Annotated in this window: 14 protein-coding genes; 13 read left to right on the forward strand and 1 reads right to left on the reverse strand. The window is 68.0% G+C overall.

The window, feature by feature from the left end; genetic code table 11:
* Positions 1–20: 20 nt before the first annotated feature.
* From cysQ to Q5Y72_RS05715, 8 genes are all read left to right on the forward strand, one after another.
* Positions 21–818, forward strand: a complete 798-nt coding sequence (gene cysQ / locus Q5Y72_RS05680; protein ID WP_305962429.1) for a 3'(2'),5'-bisphosphate nucleotidase CysQ — start codon at positions 21–23, stop codon at positions 816–818.
* A 7-nt stretch (positions 819–825) separates the two neighbouring features.
* Positions 826–1626 (forward strand): 3-deoxy-manno-octulosonate cytidylyltransferase, encoded by an 801-nt coding sequence (locus Q5Y72_RS05685; RefSeq protein ID WP_305962430.1) that lies wholly within the window; start codon positions 826–828, stop codon positions 1624–1626.
* A gap of 176 nt (positions 1627–1802) precedes the next feature.
* Positions 1803–2699: a UTP--glucose-1-phosphate uridylyltransferase gene (locus Q5Y72_RS05690; protein WP_305962431.1), complete on the forward strand. Its 897-nt coding sequence runs from the start codon at positions 1803–1805 to the stop codon at positions 2697–2699.
* A 3-nt stretch (positions 2700–2702) separates the two neighbouring features.
* Positions 2703–3689: a UDP-glucose 4-epimerase GalE gene (gene galE, locus Q5Y72_RS05695; protein ID WP_305962432.1), complete on the forward strand. Its 987-nt coding sequence runs from the start codon at positions 2703–2705 to the stop codon at positions 3687–3689.
* A gap of 3 nt (positions 3690–3692) precedes the next feature.
* On the forward strand, positions 3693–4742 hold the full coding sequence (locus Q5Y72_RS05700; RefSeq protein WP_305962433.1) for a glycosyltransferase family 2 protein: 1050 nt from the start codon (positions 3693–3695) through the stop codon (positions 4740–4742).
* 83 nt (positions 4743–4825) lie between these two features.
* Positions 4826–5854, forward strand: a complete 1029-nt coding sequence (locus tag Q5Y72_RS05705; protein WP_305962434.1) for a glycosyltransferase family 2 protein — start codon at positions 4826–4828, stop codon at positions 5852–5854.
* Positions 5851–7569, forward strand: a complete 1719-nt coding sequence (locus tag Q5Y72_RS05710; protein ID WP_305962435.1) for a DUF5927 domain-containing protein — start codon at positions 5851–5853, stop codon at positions 7567–7569. Before Q5Y72_RS05705 ends, Q5Y72_RS05710 begins: the two co-directional genes overlap by 4 nt.
* A complete protein-coding gene (locus Q5Y72_RS05715; protein WP_305962436.1) occupies positions 7566–8963 on the forward strand; it encodes a hypothetical protein in 1398 nt (465 codons plus the stop codon). Before Q5Y72_RS05710 ends, Q5Y72_RS05715 begins: the two co-directional genes overlap by 4 nt.
* Positions 8964–9016: 53 nt before the next feature.
* Here the strand turns inward: Q5Y72_RS05715 and Q5Y72_RS05720 are convergent, their stop codons facing one another.
* The gene (locus Q5Y72_RS05720; protein WP_305962437.1) at positions 9017–10405 is read right to left on the reverse strand and encodes a phosphohexomutase domain-containing protein; all 1389 of its coding nucleotides are present in this window, start codon (positions 10403–10405) and stop codon (positions 9017–9019) included.
* A gap of 171 nt (positions 10406–10576) precedes the next feature.
* On the opposite strand from Q5Y72_RS05720, the gene Q5Y72_RS05725 reads away from it, so the two are divergent.
* From Q5Y72_RS05725 to Q5Y72_RS05745, 5 genes are all read left to right on the forward strand, one after another.
* Positions 10577–10978 (forward strand): ketosteroid isomerase-related protein, encoded by a 402-nt coding sequence (locus Q5Y72_RS05725; protein ID WP_305962438.1) that lies wholly within the window; start codon positions 10577–10579, stop codon positions 10976–10978.
* Complete coding sequence (locus Q5Y72_RS05730) at positions 10975–11559, forward strand: GNAT family N-acetyltransferase (RefSeq protein WP_305962439.1); 585 nt, start codon at positions 10975–10977, stop codon at positions 11557–11559. The genes Q5Y72_RS05725 and Q5Y72_RS05730 overlap by 4 nt, the downstream gene beginning before the upstream one ends.
* Complete coding sequence (locus tag Q5Y72_RS05735; RefSeq protein WP_305962440.1) at positions 11556–12410, forward strand: carbon-nitrogen hydrolase family protein; 855 nt, start codon at positions 11556–11558, stop codon at positions 12408–12410. The genes Q5Y72_RS05730 and Q5Y72_RS05735 overlap by 4 nt, the downstream gene beginning before the upstream one ends.
* 90 nt (positions 12411–12500) lie before the next feature.
* Positions 12501–12923, forward strand: coding sequence for an alternative ribosome rescue aminoacyl-tRNA hydrolase ArfB (arfB, locus tag Q5Y72_RS05740; protein WP_305962441.1), 423 nt, complete (start codon positions 12501–12503; stop codon positions 12921–12923).
* Positions 12920–13378, forward strand: a complete 459-nt coding sequence (locus Q5Y72_RS05745; RefSeq protein WP_305962442.1) for an NUDIX hydrolase — start codon at positions 12920–12922, stop codon at positions 13376–13378. The genes arfB and Q5Y72_RS05745 overlap by 4 nt, the downstream gene beginning before the upstream one ends.
* The last annotated feature ends 9 nt before the right edge of the window (positions 13379–13387 follow it).

Below are 13387 nucleotides of genomic sequence, written 5' to 3' on the forward strand. Positions count from 1 at the left end.
CCGATGCGAAGGAATAGTGAATGCAATTTGACCGACTGACCGCCGAGATGCGCCGTCTGGCGCTGCTGGCCGGCGCCCGGATCATGGAGATCTACGACGCCGAGGATTTCGAGGTGCGCGCGAAATCCGACGATTCGCCCGTGACCGCCGCCGACGAGGCCGCCGACGCGCTGATCGCCGAAGGGTTGCGCGCGGCCTTTCCCGATGTGCCGCTGATCACCGAGGAACAGGCGTCCACCCATGAGCAGGCGGCGCGGACCTTCCTGATCGTCGATCCGCTGGACGGCACCAAGGAGTTCGTGCAGCGGCGCGGCGACTTCACCGTGAACATCGCCTATGTCGAGGACGGCGTGCCGCTGCGCGGGGTGGTCTACGCGCCGGCCAAGGGACGACTGTTCTACACGACGGATGACGGCCGTTCGGTCGAGGAACGCGGGCCCTTCGGCGACCAGCCGGGCGAGACCATCCCGGTGGGCGTCAATCCCATGCCCGACAATCGCGGCCTGATGGTCGTCGCCTCGAAATCGCATCGCGATGCCGCCACAGACGAGTATATCGGCCGCTACGGGGTGCGCGACATGACCAGTGCGGGGTCGTCGCTGAAATTCTGCCTCGTCGCCACCGGCGAGGCCGATCTGTATCCGCGCCTCGGACGGACGATGGAATGGGACACGGCGGCCGGCGATGCGGTGCTGCGCGGCGCGGGCGGGCAGGTGGTCCGCTTTGACGACCACACCCCGCTGACCTATGGCAAGCCGGGCTTCGAGAACCCGTTCTTCATCGCCTTTGCGCCCGGCGTGCTGCTGGTCAAGGACTGATCCGGCGATGTCCGTGGTCATCGTCATCCCGGCCCGCTTTGCCTCGAGCCGCTATCCGGGCAAGCCTCTGGTCACGCTGCGCGGCGCCTCGGGCCGGCCGCTCAGCCTGATCCGCCGCAGCTGGCAGGCGGCGATGGCGGTGGCCGGCATCGACCGGGTGATCGTGGCCACCGACGACGTGCGGATCCGCGATCACGCTCAGGACTTCGGCGCCGAGGTGGCGATGACCAGCCCCGATTGCCGCAACGGCACCGAACGCTGCGCCGAGGCCGTCGCAACCCTTGGCCTCGAGCCCGAGATCGTGGTGAACCTGCAGGGCGACGCGCCGCTGACCCCGGCCTGGTTCGTCGAGGATCTGGTGGCCGGGCTGCGGGCGGCGCCGGATGCCGAGGTCGCGACCCCGGTGCTGCGCTGTTCGGGGCGGATGCGGGCCGATCTGATCGCCGACCGCATGGCCGGCCGCGTCGGCGGCACCACGGCGGTGTTCGGGGCCGAGGGGCAGGCGCTGTATTTCTCGAAGGAGGTCGTGCCCTTTGCGGCCGGCCCGTTTGCCGAGGAGGCGCCCAGCCCTGTGTTCCACCATGTCGGCGTCTATGCCTACCGGCCTGATGCCCTGGCCGCCTATGCCGGCTGGCCCGAGGGGCGGCTGGAGGTGCTGGAGGGGCTTGAGCAGCTGCGCTTCCTGGAACGCGGCCGGAGGATTCGCTGCGTCGAGGTCGAGGCGCGGGGACGGCAGTTCTGGGAACTGAACAACCCCGAGGACGTGCCCCGCCTCGAGACGATGATGCGCGACATGCGCATCGACTGAAATTCGCGCAGCCGGGCGGCGAAAGTCGGTCGAAGTGAAGCGAACGTCTTGGCGGGAACCCGCCTTCGGGATTATGGTTTGGCTTGCGTCCCACGGCGGTTCGCGCTGTGTGTCGGACGCTGCAGCTTGCCGAGGTGCGTGTGCGGCGATGAATGATGAAGCAAAGGTGTCATGCAATGAGTCGTAAGGTAACGAAGGCGATCTTCCCTGTCGCGGGACTGGGGACGAGATTTCTGCCTGCGACGAAGAGTATCCCGAAAGAGATCATGACGCTGGTTGACCGGCCGCTGATCCAGTATGCCATCGACGAGGCGCGCGCCGCCGGCATCAAGGAATTCATCTTCGTCACCTCGCGCGGCAAGGGCGCGCTCGAGGATTACTTCGACCACGCGCACGAGCTGGAATCCAGCCTCAAGAAATCTGGCAAGACCGCCCTGCTCGAAACGCTGCGCCAGACCAACATGGAATCCGGAGCGATCGCCTATATCCGCCAGCACAAGGCGCTGGGCCTCGGCCATGCCGTCTGGTGCGCGCGCCGCCTGGTCTCGGATGACGAACCCTTCGCGGTGATCCTGACCGATGACGTCATCATGGGCGAGCCGCCCTGCCTTCAGCAGATGATCGAGGCCTATCGCGAGACCGGCGGCAGCATGGTCGCCACGATGGAGGTCGCGCCCGAGAAGGCGCAGGCCTATGGCGTCCTTGATGTCAGCGAGGACATGGGCGCCATCGTCCGCGCCCGCGGCATGGTGGAAAAGCCCCCCGTCGGCACCGCACCGTCGAACCTGGCGGTGATCGGGCGCTACATCCTTGCGCCGACCGTCATGCAGAACCTCAACAAGCTGAAGGCCGGCTCGGGCGGAGAGATCCAGCTGACCGACGCCATCGCCGACGAGATCGAGGCCGGCCGCGGCGTCTACGGCCTGCGGTTCCGCGGCCAGCGGTTCGATTGCGGCTCGAAGGCGGGGTTCCTGCAGGCGACGGTGGCCTTCGGGCTGGACCGGGACGAGCTGAAGGAGGAATTCGCCGAATATCTGCACGATGTCATGGCGATGCGCCGCGCGGCGGAATAGGCGATGACCCGGAAGGTTCTGGTGACCGGCGGCGCCGGCTATATCGGCTCGCATGCCTGCAAGGCGCTGGCGCGGGCCGGCTATCTGCCCGTGACGCTGGACAACCTGTCCACCGGCTGGCGCGATGCGGTGAAGTTCGGCCCGCTGGTCCACGCCGACCTGCTGGATCGCGCCGCGCTTGACGCGGCGTTCGCCGAACATCGCCCCGTGGCGGTCCTGCATTTCGCCGCCCTCAGCCAGGTGGGCGAGGCGATGGCGCAGCCGGGCCGGTACTGGCGCAACAACGTCACCGGATCGCTGAACCTGATCGAGGCGGCGGTGGCGGCGGGCTGCCTGGATTTCGTCTTCAGCTCGACCTGCGCGACCTATGGCGACCGCGACGGAGAGGTTCTGGACGAAACCACGCCGCAGGCACCCCTGAACGCCTATGGGGCCAGCAAGCGCGCGATCGAGGACATGCTGGCGGATTTCGCGGCCTCGGACGGCTTGCGTCACGTCATCTTCCGATACTTCAATGTCGCCGGCGCCGATCCCGAGGGCGAGGTGGGCGAGTTTCACCGCCCCGAGACGCATCTGATCCCGCTGATCCTCGATGCCGTCGACGGCAAGCGCGCGGCCCTGACCATTCACGGCACCGACTACCCGACCCCGGACGGCACCTGCATCCGCGACTATGTGCACGTGATGGATCTCGTCGATGCCCATGTGGCCGGGCTGGACCGGCTGCGCGCGGGCGGGGGCAGCCGGGTCTTCTGCCTTGGCACGGGCGACGGCTTCTCGGTGCGCGAGGTCGTCGAGGCGACCCGTCATGTCACCAACCGGGCGGTGCCCATGCAGGATGGCCCGCGGCGGGGCGGCGACGCGGTCAAGCTGGTGTGCGGCAGCCAGCGCGCGCGCGACGAGCTGGGCTGGCGGCCGCATCGGTCCACCATGCGGCAGATGATCGGCGATGCCTGGCGATGGCATCAGAACGGCCATTACGAGGGCTGAGCAATGGCAGATGGCCGCCTGCGCCGGGCATGGTCGGCCTATCGCCTGCGCTGGAAGCGGCGCGAATTGCTGTGGCGCGCGATGCGGGCCGGTCGCGCCCTGACGCCGCTTGCCGACCGCACCGGCGCCATCCGGCCGCGCGACATCCTGCTGTTCGCGACCCTGCGCAACGAGATCGCGCGCCTGCCCGAATTCCTTGCGCATTATCGGGCCCTTGGCGTCGCGCATTTCCTGATCGTCGACAATGACAGCGACGATGGCACGCCCGGCTATCTGCGCGGGCAGGCGGATCTGTCGCTGTGGCGGGCCTCGGGCAGCTATCGCGCCGCACGCTTCGGGATGGACTGGCTGGGCGCGCTGCTGATCCGGCACGGCCATGGCCACTGGTGCGTCACCGTGGATGCCGACGAACTGCTGGTCTATCCGGGCTGCGCGCGCCACGATCTGCCGGCGCTGACCGCCCATCTCGGGGCGCGCGGCATCGCGGGGATGGGCGCGCTGATGCTGGATCTTTATCCGGCGGGCAGGCTGGGGCAGGCCGACGCGCCGCCCGATGCGCCGCTGACGGACCGTCTGCCCTTCTTCGATGCCGGTCCCTATCGCAGCCGGGTGATGAGCCCGCGTCGGAACCGCTGGGTGCAGGGCGGGGTGCGCGAGCGCGCCTTCTTTGCCGACCGTCCCGACCGCGCGCCGACGCTGAACAAGCTGCCGCTGATCCGCTGGCATCGCAGGATGACCTACGTCAACTCGACCCATTCGATGCTGCCGCCACGCATGAACGATCTCTATGACGGGCCGGGCGATCCGCGCCTGTCGGGGGTGCTGCTGCATGGCAAGTTCCTGCCCGAGATCGTCGCGCGATCGCATGAGGAGCTGCTGCGCCGCCAGCATTTCGCCGATCCCGATGCCTATGCCGGGTATCACCGGGCGCTGACGGCCGGGCCGGTCCTGCGCGACGCGGCGTCGCGGCGCTATGAGGGCCCTGACCTGCTGGTTTCCCTCGGGCTGATGGGGTCGGCGGGCTGGCCGCCGCAGGATACATCCGGGGCGTGAAGTGGCTTGCCAATCGTCGCGCAAGGCCGCATGTCCGGACCGATGAAGGCAACGACAGCTTACGACGCAGGCGGCCGCAGGCGATGATGCGACTCAGCAGACCCTGGATGCCCGAACGGTTTCGTCGGCGGATCGAACGGCAATACCTGATCGGCCGTGCGGTCAACCGCCGCCGCGCGCTGCGGCCTCTGTCCGACCGGACCGCGCGGATCCGGCCCGCCGACATCCTGGCCTTCGTGACGCAGCGCAACGAACGGGTGCGTTTGCCCTATTTCCTCGACTATTACCGCAATCTCGGCGTGGCGCATTTCCTGGTCGTGGACAACGCCAGCGACGACGGCAGCGCCGAGTACCTGCGCGGGCAGCCCGATGTCTCGCTGTGGTCCACAGCCGCGAGCTACAAGCGGGCAAGGTTCGGGATGGACTGGATCAACTGGCTGCTGCTGCGCCACGGCCGAGACCACTGGTGCCTGACGGTCGATCCCGACGAGTTCCTCGTCTATCCGCATTGCGACAGCCGGCCGCTTGCCGCACTGACCGGATGGCTGGACGCCTCGGGGCGACGGTCCTTCCCGGCCATGCTTCTGGACATGTATCCGCGCGGCGGTTTGGAGGATCGGCCCTATCAGGAGGGGCAGGACCCCGTCGAGGTGGCCAACTGGTTCGACCCGGCGAACTATGCCTTTGCCAAGAACAGCTATTTCGGCAATCTGTGGATCCAGGGCGGTCCGCGCGTCCGGGCCTTCTTCGGCCATGACCCGCTGGCCGGGCCGGCGCTGAACAAGATCCCGCTGGTCAAGTGGCACTGGCGCTATGCCTATGTCAGTTCGACCCACATGCTGCTGCCGACGGGCTTGAATCTCGTCTATGACGAGGACGGCGGCGAGATGGCATCGGGCTGCCTGCTGCACACCAAGTTCCTGTCCGGCTTTGCCGGGAAATCGACAGAGGAACTGCAGCGTCGCCAGCATTACGCCAACAGCCATGAATACCGCGCCTATGCCGAGGGCCTGAACGCCGGGGCGCAGCTGTGGTGCAGCGAATCGCGCCAGTATCACGGCTGGCAGCAGCTTGAGGATCTGGGCCTGATCTCGCGGGGGAACTGGGCATGAGCGGGCGGGTCAGGCTGGGCGTGATCCTGCTGTGCCATGCCGACCTGCCGATGGCTGCGCGGATGGCGCGGATCTGGGCCGAGGGCGGGGCGCGGGTGGCGATCCATGTCGACGCCAAGGTGCGGGCGCCCGATCTGGCCGCGATGCGCGACGCGCTGGCAGATCTGGACGGCATCGCCTTCACGCGCCGGCGCCGCTGCGACTGGGGCCGCTTCAGCCTTGTGCGCGCGACGCAGGACGCCGCCGAGCATCTGTTGCGCGACCATCCCGACATCACCCATGTCTATCTTGCCTCGGGCGCCTGCCTGCCCTTGCGGCCGGTCACCGAACTGGCGGCGTTCCTGGCGGCCGACCCCGACCGCGACCACATCGAAAGCGTCAGTGCCGACGAGGTCGGCTGGACGGTCGGCGGGCTGAACGAGGAACGCTTCACCCTCTATTTCCCGTTCGACTGGCGGCGCCATCGGCGGCTGTTCGACCGTTTTGTCGAGTGGCAGCGGCGCCGGGGCGTGCGGCGGCGGCTGCCGCGCGGGCTGTCTCCGCATCTGGGGTCGCAGTGGTGGTGCCTGACCGCGCCGACGCTGCGCGCCATTCTGCAGGATCCGCGCCGGGCCGAGTTCGACCGCTATTTCCGGCTTAGCTGGATCCCCGACGAAAGCTATTTCCAGACGCTTGTGCGGCGCCACTCGGTCCAGATCGAAAGCCGGTCGCTGACCCTGGCGAAGTTCGACCACAAGGGCCGGCCCTACCAGCTTTACGACGATCACCTGCCGCTGCTGGAGGAATCGCGCTGCTTCGTCGCGCGCAAGGCATGGCATGGCGCCGACCGTCTGCTGGCACATTTCCCGCGCCCGGCCAGCGCGGCGCCAGACCTGTCGCCCCCGCAGCCCGCCGGGATCGAGCGGCTCATCAACCGCACCATCCGGCGGCGCCTTCAGGGTCGGCCCGGCCTCTACATGCAAAGCCGCTATCCGCGCAAGGATGCCGAGAACGGCAAGACCGCCGCGCCCTACGCGGTGTTCCAGGGGTTCACCGACATCTTTCCGGGCTTCGAGAGGTGGCTGGGCGCACGGGTCGCCGGCGATGTGCATGGGCATCTGTTCAGCGCCGAGATGGCCGAATTTGCCGGCCGCCCCGAGATCGGCCCGGGCGCCCTGTCCACCAGCGCCGCCCTGCGCGACCATGATGCGCAGGGTTTCCTGACCTCGCTGATCCGGGTCAGCGGGCGGATGCAGGTCTTCCAGTTCAGCCCCCGCGACAGCCAGATCCTGAACTGGTTCATCGCCACCGATCCGAACGCGCATCTTTTCGTCGTTACCGGCGCCTGGATGCTGCCGCTGGTCAACTCCGGCATGCCCTTCGACGATGTCCGGCGCATCACCGCGCATCTGCAGCGGGTCGAGCTGGCGCAGCTGGATGTGCTGAACTCGGTCTGGGTGAAGGCGCGGGTGCAGGTCCATGATCTGGCCGATTTCCTGTCGCGCCCCCTCGCGCTGCTGGAGGACGCGCTTGGCCAGATCGAGCCGCACGCCGCCCCGATCCGGGCGCTGCCCGCGATGCGTGACACGTCGGGGCTGTCCGATCTGCTGCGCCGGCTGCGCAATGCCGGCCTGCAACCGCGCCTGGGCGCCGAGGGCCTGCCGCTGGCGGCCTCGTCGCATGAGGGGCAGGCAACGTCGGGACGGCCCGATTCCGAAAGGACCGCCGCCGAATGACCGCAGGCTTCCGCAGCTTTGTCATCTTCGCCGAGATGCGCACCGGGTCGAACCTTCTCGAGGCGACGCTGAACGCGGTGCGCAAGGTCACCTGCTTCGGCGAGGCGTTCAACCCCTACATGATGGGCTGGCCCGACAAGGACGAGTTGCAGGGCATCACCCGCGCCCAGCGCGACGCCGATCCCATGCCGCTGCTGCGCAAGCTGTTCGACAAGCCGGGCCATCTGCCGGGCTTTCGCTATTTCCACGACCACGACCCGCGCGTGTTCGACGCGATCATGGACAATCGCCACTGTGCCAAGATCGTGCTGACCCGCAACCCGCTTGACAGCTATGTCTCGACGCGGCTGGCATGGGAAACCAACCAGTGGAAGCTGAACCAGACGGAATCGCCGATCCCCGCACAGATCCGCTATGACGGGGCCGAGTTCCGCCAGATCCTCGCCGATGTCGAGGCGTTCCAGCTGCGCGTCCAGCACCGGTTGCAGGCCAGCGGGCAGGCCGCGTTCTGGCTGGGCTACGACGATCTGCGCGACGCCGAGGTGATGACGGGCCTGCTGCACTGGCTGGGCCGCACCGATCTCGACCGGGTCGAGCCGGCGCGCGATCAGGTGCCGCAGAACCCGCGCGAGATGGCCGACAAGGTCGCGAACTTCGCCGAGATGCAGACGGACCTGGCAGGCCTCGACCCGTTTGCGCTGCGCCACATCCCCAGTTTCGAGCCGCGCCGCGGTCCCTCGGTCCCGGGCTTCCGGGTCTGCGAGGCGGGGCGCGGGCTTTTGCACATGCCGATGCCGGGTGGCCCGACCGAGATGGTGCAGGGCTGGCTGGGCGTTCTGGGGCAGGTGTCGGGGCGGTTCACGCAATCGACGCTGCGGCAATGGAAACGCGATCATCCGGGCCATCGCAGCTTTTGCGTGCTGCGTCATCCGCTGCACCGGGCATGGGACGCGTTCCTGCATCTGCTGGCCGACGCGCCGCCCGAGCTGCGCCGGGCGCTGCGCGAGGTGCAGCGCGTCGACCTGCCCGAGGACGCGGAACTGGGCGAGTTGTCCGATGATCGTGCCGCACCGATCTTCGCGGGTTTCCTGACATTCCTGCGCCGGAACCTGAACGGCCAGACCGGGTTGCCCACCCATCCGCACTGGGCCAGCCAGGCCGAGGTGATCGCGGGCTTTGCGCGCTTTGCCCAGCCCGACCTGCTGGTGCGCGAGGACCGGCTGGCCGAGGACCTGGCCTTCCTGTGCCGCCAGACCGGCATCGCCGATGCCCGGCTGGATCGGCTGGCCGGCGAGGCCTATCCCGACTTTCTTGCCGACCCGGCGCTGCGCGCTGCGGCGAAATCGGCCTATCTGCGCGACTATGTGGCCTTCGGCTTCGACGACGGCGCGTGACATGCGAAGGCCGCGCCTGTGCGGGCGCGGCCAGCATCACCCGGGGGCGGGCCTCAGCCCTTCAGCAGCGCCGCAAGCTCGGCCTGCTTTTCGGCGACAAGCGCGGCGTCGCCGTCGGATTCGAGGTTCAGCCGCACGACAGGCTCGGTGTTCGACTTGCGCAGGTTGAACCGCCACTTGCCGAAATTCAGCGACACCCCGTCCAGATCGTCGCGGCTGTCGGCCTCCGCCTCATAACGGTCGATCAGCCGCGCGATGGCCGCGTCGGGATCGTCGATGTGATAGTTCGTCTCGCCCGAGGACGGGTAGAGCCGCATCCGTTCGGACAGCAGTTCCGCAAGCGTCTTGCCCTTGCGCGACAGCAGTTCGATCATCAGCAGCCACGGGATCATGCCGCTGTCGCAGTAATAGAAGTCGCGGAAATAGTGATGCGCCGACATTTCGCCGCCATAGATCGCGCCGACATCGCGCATCTTGCGCTTGATGAAGGCGTGACCGGTCTTGCTGACCACCGCCTCGCCGCCGGCTTCCTCGATCATGGCGCGGGTGTTCATGATCACGCGGGGGTCGTGGACGACCTTCTCGCCCGGCGATTTTTCCAGGAAGGCCGCGCCCAGCAGGCCGACGATGTATTCGCCAGGGATGAAGCGGCCGTTCTCGTCGAAGAAGAAGCAGCGGTCGAAATCGCCGTCCCAGGCGACACCCAGATCGGCTTTCTCCTCTTTCATCCGCGCGACGGTCGGCGGCTGGTTCTCATCGAGAAGCGGGTTGGGGATGCCGTTCGGAAAGCTGCTGTCCACCTCGTGATGCATCCGCACGAAGGTCAGCGGGGCGCCCCGCCGCTCCAGCTCGGCCGCGATGGCGTCGAAGGTCGGGCCGGCGGTGCCGTTGCCGGCATTGACGAGGATCTTCATCGGCTTCAGCGCCGCGACATCGACGAAATCGGCCATCGCGCGGGCGTAATCCTCGCGGGCGTGGCTGAAATCGGTGACGCTGCCCTTCCTGGCGGGTGCGAAATCGCCCGATGTGGCCAGCGCCACGATGGGCGGCAGTTCGGTCGCCGGGTCCAGCGGCGCCGATCCCCGCCCGACGATCTTCATGCCGTTGTAGTTGATCGGGTTGTGCGAGGCCGTGACCTCGATGCCGCCATCGGTGTCGTGATGGCCAGTGTGGAAATACACCTCTTCGGTGCCGGCAAGGCCCAGATCCAGCACGTCCGCGCCGCCATCGGTCAGACCCTCGATCAGTGCCTTGGCGAGTTCGGGCGAACTTGCGCGGCTGTCCCGGCCCACCACCACGCGCCTGGCGCCGCGCGCCTCCGCGAAGGCGCGGCCAATGCGATAGGCCACGTCGGGATCAAGATTCTTGCCAAGCTCGCCGCGCACGTCGTAGGCCTTGAAGCAGGTGATCTCTCTGTGGCCAAGCTGAGTTCGATCGTCCATAAGCGCGAATCCTCCTCCGAATGTCTGGAATAGCGCTAACAGGTTGGGCACGAATTTCAAGCGTCGCGGGCCTTCCCAAACCGCCGGTCTGGTCCCTTGCGCCGAGGTGACGCGCGGCGGCAAGATCGCTAGAGGCAGCGGGACCGACGCCCGCACAGAAGGAATGATGCGATGGATGCCAGAACCCTGATTGCCGCCTATTTCGACGCGTTCAACGCCGGGCAGACCGACCGCATGCTGGACCTGCTGCATGACGAGATCGAACATCATGTCAACGAGGGCCAGGTCCGCCGCGGCAAGGACCTGTTCGCCCAGTTCAACCGGCACATGACCGACAGCTATCGCGAGACCCTGACCGATCTGGTGGTGTTCGCCAACGACGCGGGCGACCGCGCCGCTGCCGAGTTCATCGTGAACGGCACCTATCTGAAGACCGATGCGGGCCTGCCCGAGGCACGGGGCCAGACCTACCGGCTGCCCGCGGGATCGTTCTTCGACATCCGCGACGGCCGCATCGCGCGGGTCACGACCTATTACAACCTCGCCGACTGGGTCCGGCAGGTCAGCCAATGAGCGTGACTACCCGCGTCCTGACCGGCGAGGCGCTGGCCGCGGCGCTGCCCGACGTGGCGCGGCTGCGCATCTCGGTGTTTCGCGACTGGCCCTATCTCTATGATGGCGATGCCGATTACGAGCGCGACTACCTGAAGGCCTACCAGTCGCCCGGCGCGGTGGTCGTCGCTGCCCTGGACGGAACGCGCGTGGTGGGGGCCGCGACCGGCGCGCCGATGTCGGATCATGCCGCCGACTTCGCGGCAGCCTTCGCCGGGCGGCCCGAGCCGATGTCGCAGATCTTCTACTGCGCCGAATCGGTGCTGCTGCCCGAATATCGCGGCCAGGGCATCGGGCATGCGTTCTTCGACGCGCGCGAGGCTCATGCGCGGGGTCTGGGTCTGCGCCATTGCGCCTTTTGCAGCGTGATCCGCTCGCCCGACCATCCCGCGCGCCCTTCGGGCTATCGCCCGCTGGACGAGTTCTGGCGCAAGCGCGGCTATGCCCCCCTCCCGGGCGTCACCGCACGGTTCGCCTGGAAGGATCTGGGCCAACAGGCCGAGACCGAGAAGGACCTGCAATTCTGGATGCGGGCGCTATGAGGATCGCCGCCGCCGCCTATCCGCTGGACTGGCTCGACGACTTCGCGGCCTATGCCGACAAGTTGACCCGGTGGGTCCAGCGCGCCGACGGTGCGGATCTGCTGGTCTTTCCCGAATACGGGGCGATGGAGCTGGCCTCGCTTGGCGGTCGCGAGGTGGCGGGCGACCTGGAACGCTCGCTGCACGAGGTCGCCCGCCATGCCGATGCCGTGACCCGGCTGCATGCATCCCTGGCCGCGAAGCACGGCTGCCACATCCTCGCCGCCTCGGGGCCGGTCTTCGCGGGCGACCGGCCCGTGAACCGCGCCGCTCTGCACGGTCCGCGCGGCGTGATCGGGCACCAGGACAAGCAGATCATGACCCGCTTCGAGCGCGAGCAATGGCAGGTCGCCGCCGCACCCGGCCTGCGCGTTTTCGACACCGATCTGGGGCGCATTGGCGTCCTGATCTGCTATGACAGCGAGTTTCCCCTGCTGGGGCGCCTGCTGGTCGAGGCGGGGGCGCAGATCCTGCTGGTGCCAAGCTGCACCGACAGCGTCGCGGGCTTCAACCGGGTGCGCATCGGCGCGATGGCCCGTGCGCTGGAAGGGCAGTGCGTGGTGGTGCAGGCACCCACGGTGGGCGATTGCACGTGGAGCCCGGCCGTCGATGTGAACCGCGGCCGGGCGGCGATCTACGGTCCGCCGGACGGCTTCTGGCCCGAAACCGGGATCATCGCCGAGGGCGCGATGGACGCGCCCGGCTGGGTGTTCGCCGATGTGGACCTTTCCCGCGTCGACCGCAGCCGCATCGACGGGGCGGTGCTGCCCTTCGCGCATTGGCCGGAATCGGGGCGCTGCGGGCTGCTCTGACGCCGCGTTTCCTGTTCGTTCGGACAGATTTTACGATTCCTTAACCATTACTGCTTTATCTGGCCGTCATGCGCGCCATATCTTGCGGTCATGTTGCATGTGACCGACCAGATCGCGATTGAAGAGTGGGAACTGTCCGAGCAGTTCACCCGTTCGCAAGGGCCGGGGGGGCAGAATGTGAACAAGGTCGAGACCGCGGTCGAACTGCGCTTCGAGGCTGCGCGATCCCCCAACCTGCCTGATCCGGTCAAGCGCCGGCTGCAGCGGCTTGCAGGTCGGCGCTGGACGCAGGACGGCGCGATCCTGATTCTTGCGCAGGAAACGCGCAGCCAGGCCCGCAACCGCGAGATCGCGCGCGATCGTCTGGCCGACCTGATACGCCGCGCGACCGAGGTGCCCAAGCGGCGGATCGCCACGCGGCCGACCCTCGGCAGCCAGCGGCGGCGTCTGAAGGCAAAGGCAGTGCGCGGCGATGTCAAGGCGCTGCGCGCCAGGGTGGAGACCGAGGAATGAGTGCGCTGAGCAGATCCCTGGGCATGCTGATCGGCCGGCGGCCGCCGGCCCTGCAGGTCGGCGCGCTGTGTCTCGACACCGAGACCGGCAAGGTGCTGCTCATCACCAGTCGCGGCACCGGGCGATGGGTGATTCCCAAGGGCTGGCCGATGGAGGGCCGGACGCTGCCCGGCGCCGCCGCGACCGAGGCATGGGAAGAGGCCGGCGTCGAGGGAAATGTGGGCCATGAGGAACTGGGCCGCTATACCTATGACAAGGATCAGGACCGCGGCTTTGCGGTGCCGGTCGAGGTGCGGGTCTTTCTGCTGCGCGTCGACCGAAGCGTCGAGGACTTCCCGGAATCCGATCAGCGCAAGCGCCGCTGGTTCGAGCCCGAGGCCGCCGCCCGGATGGTGGCCGAACCGGGGCTGCAGCAGATCCTGCGCGGCCTTGCGCAGCGCCTGAACGGGGCCTGACACCGTGCG

Source organism: Paracoccus spongiarum, from assembly GCF_030732095.1.
Classification (GTDB): Bacteria; Pseudomonadota; Alphaproteobacteria; order Rhodobacterales; family Rhodobacteraceae; genus Paracoccus; species Paracoccus spongiarum.

Excerpts from the sequence above, each read along its gene's own strand:
- Q5Y72_RS05725 (WP_305962438.1), top strand. The coding sequence starts at position 10,577 with ATGGATGCCAGAACCCTGATTGCCGCCTATTTCGACGCGTTCAACGCC.
- Q5Y72_RS05690 (WP_305962431.1), top strand. The coding sequence starts at position 1,803 with ATGAGTCGTAAGGTAACGAAGGCGATCTTCCCTGTCGCGGGACTGGGG.
- Q5Y72_RS05705 (WP_305962434.1), top strand. The coding sequence starts at position 4,826 with ATGATGCGACTCAGCAGACCCTGGATGCCCGAACGGTTTCGTCGGCGG.
- galE (WP_305962432.1), top strand. The coding sequence starts at position 2,703 with ATGACCCGGAAGGTTCTGGTGACCGGCGGCGCCGGCTATATCGGCTCG.
- Q5Y72_RS05720 (WP_305962437.1), bottom strand. The coding sequence starts at position 10,405 with ATGGACGATCGAACTCAGCTTGGCCACAGAGAGATCACCTGCTTCAAG.
- arfB (WP_305962441.1), top strand. The coding sequence starts at position 12,501 with ATGTTGCATGTGACCGACCAGATCGCGATTGAAGAGTGGGAACTGTCC.
- Q5Y72_RS05710 (WP_305962435.1), top strand. The coding sequence starts at position 5,851 with ATGAGCGGGCGGGTCAGGCTGGGCGTGATCCTGCTGTGCCATGCCGAC.
- cysQ (WP_305962429.1), top strand. The coding sequence starts at position 21 with ATGCAATTTGACCGACTGACCGCCGAGATGCGCCGTCTGGCGCTGCTG.
- Q5Y72_RS05715 (WP_305962436.1), top strand. The coding sequence starts at position 7,566 with ATGACCGCAGGCTTCCGCAGCTTTGTCATCTTCGCCGAGATGCGCACC.
- Q5Y72_RS05730 (WP_305962439.1), top strand. The coding sequence starts at position 10,975 with ATGAGCGTGACTACCCGCGTCCTGACCGGCGAGGCGCTGGCCGCGGCG.
- Q5Y72_RS05700 (WP_305962433.1), top strand. The coding sequence starts at position 3,693 with ATGGCAGATGGCCGCCTGCGCCGGGCATGGTCGGCCTATCGCCTGCGC.
- Q5Y72_RS05685 (WP_305962430.1), top strand. The coding sequence starts at position 826 with ATGTCCGTGGTCATCGTCATCCCGGCCCGCTTTGCCTCGAGCCGCTAT.
- Q5Y72_RS05745 (WP_305962442.1), top strand. The coding sequence starts at position 12,920 with ATGAGTGCGCTGAGCAGATCCCTGGGCATGCTGATCGGCCGGCGGCCG.
- Q5Y72_RS05735 (WP_305962440.1), top strand. The coding sequence starts at position 11,556 with ATGAGGATCGCCGCCGCCGCCTATCCGCTGGACTGGCTCGACGACTTC.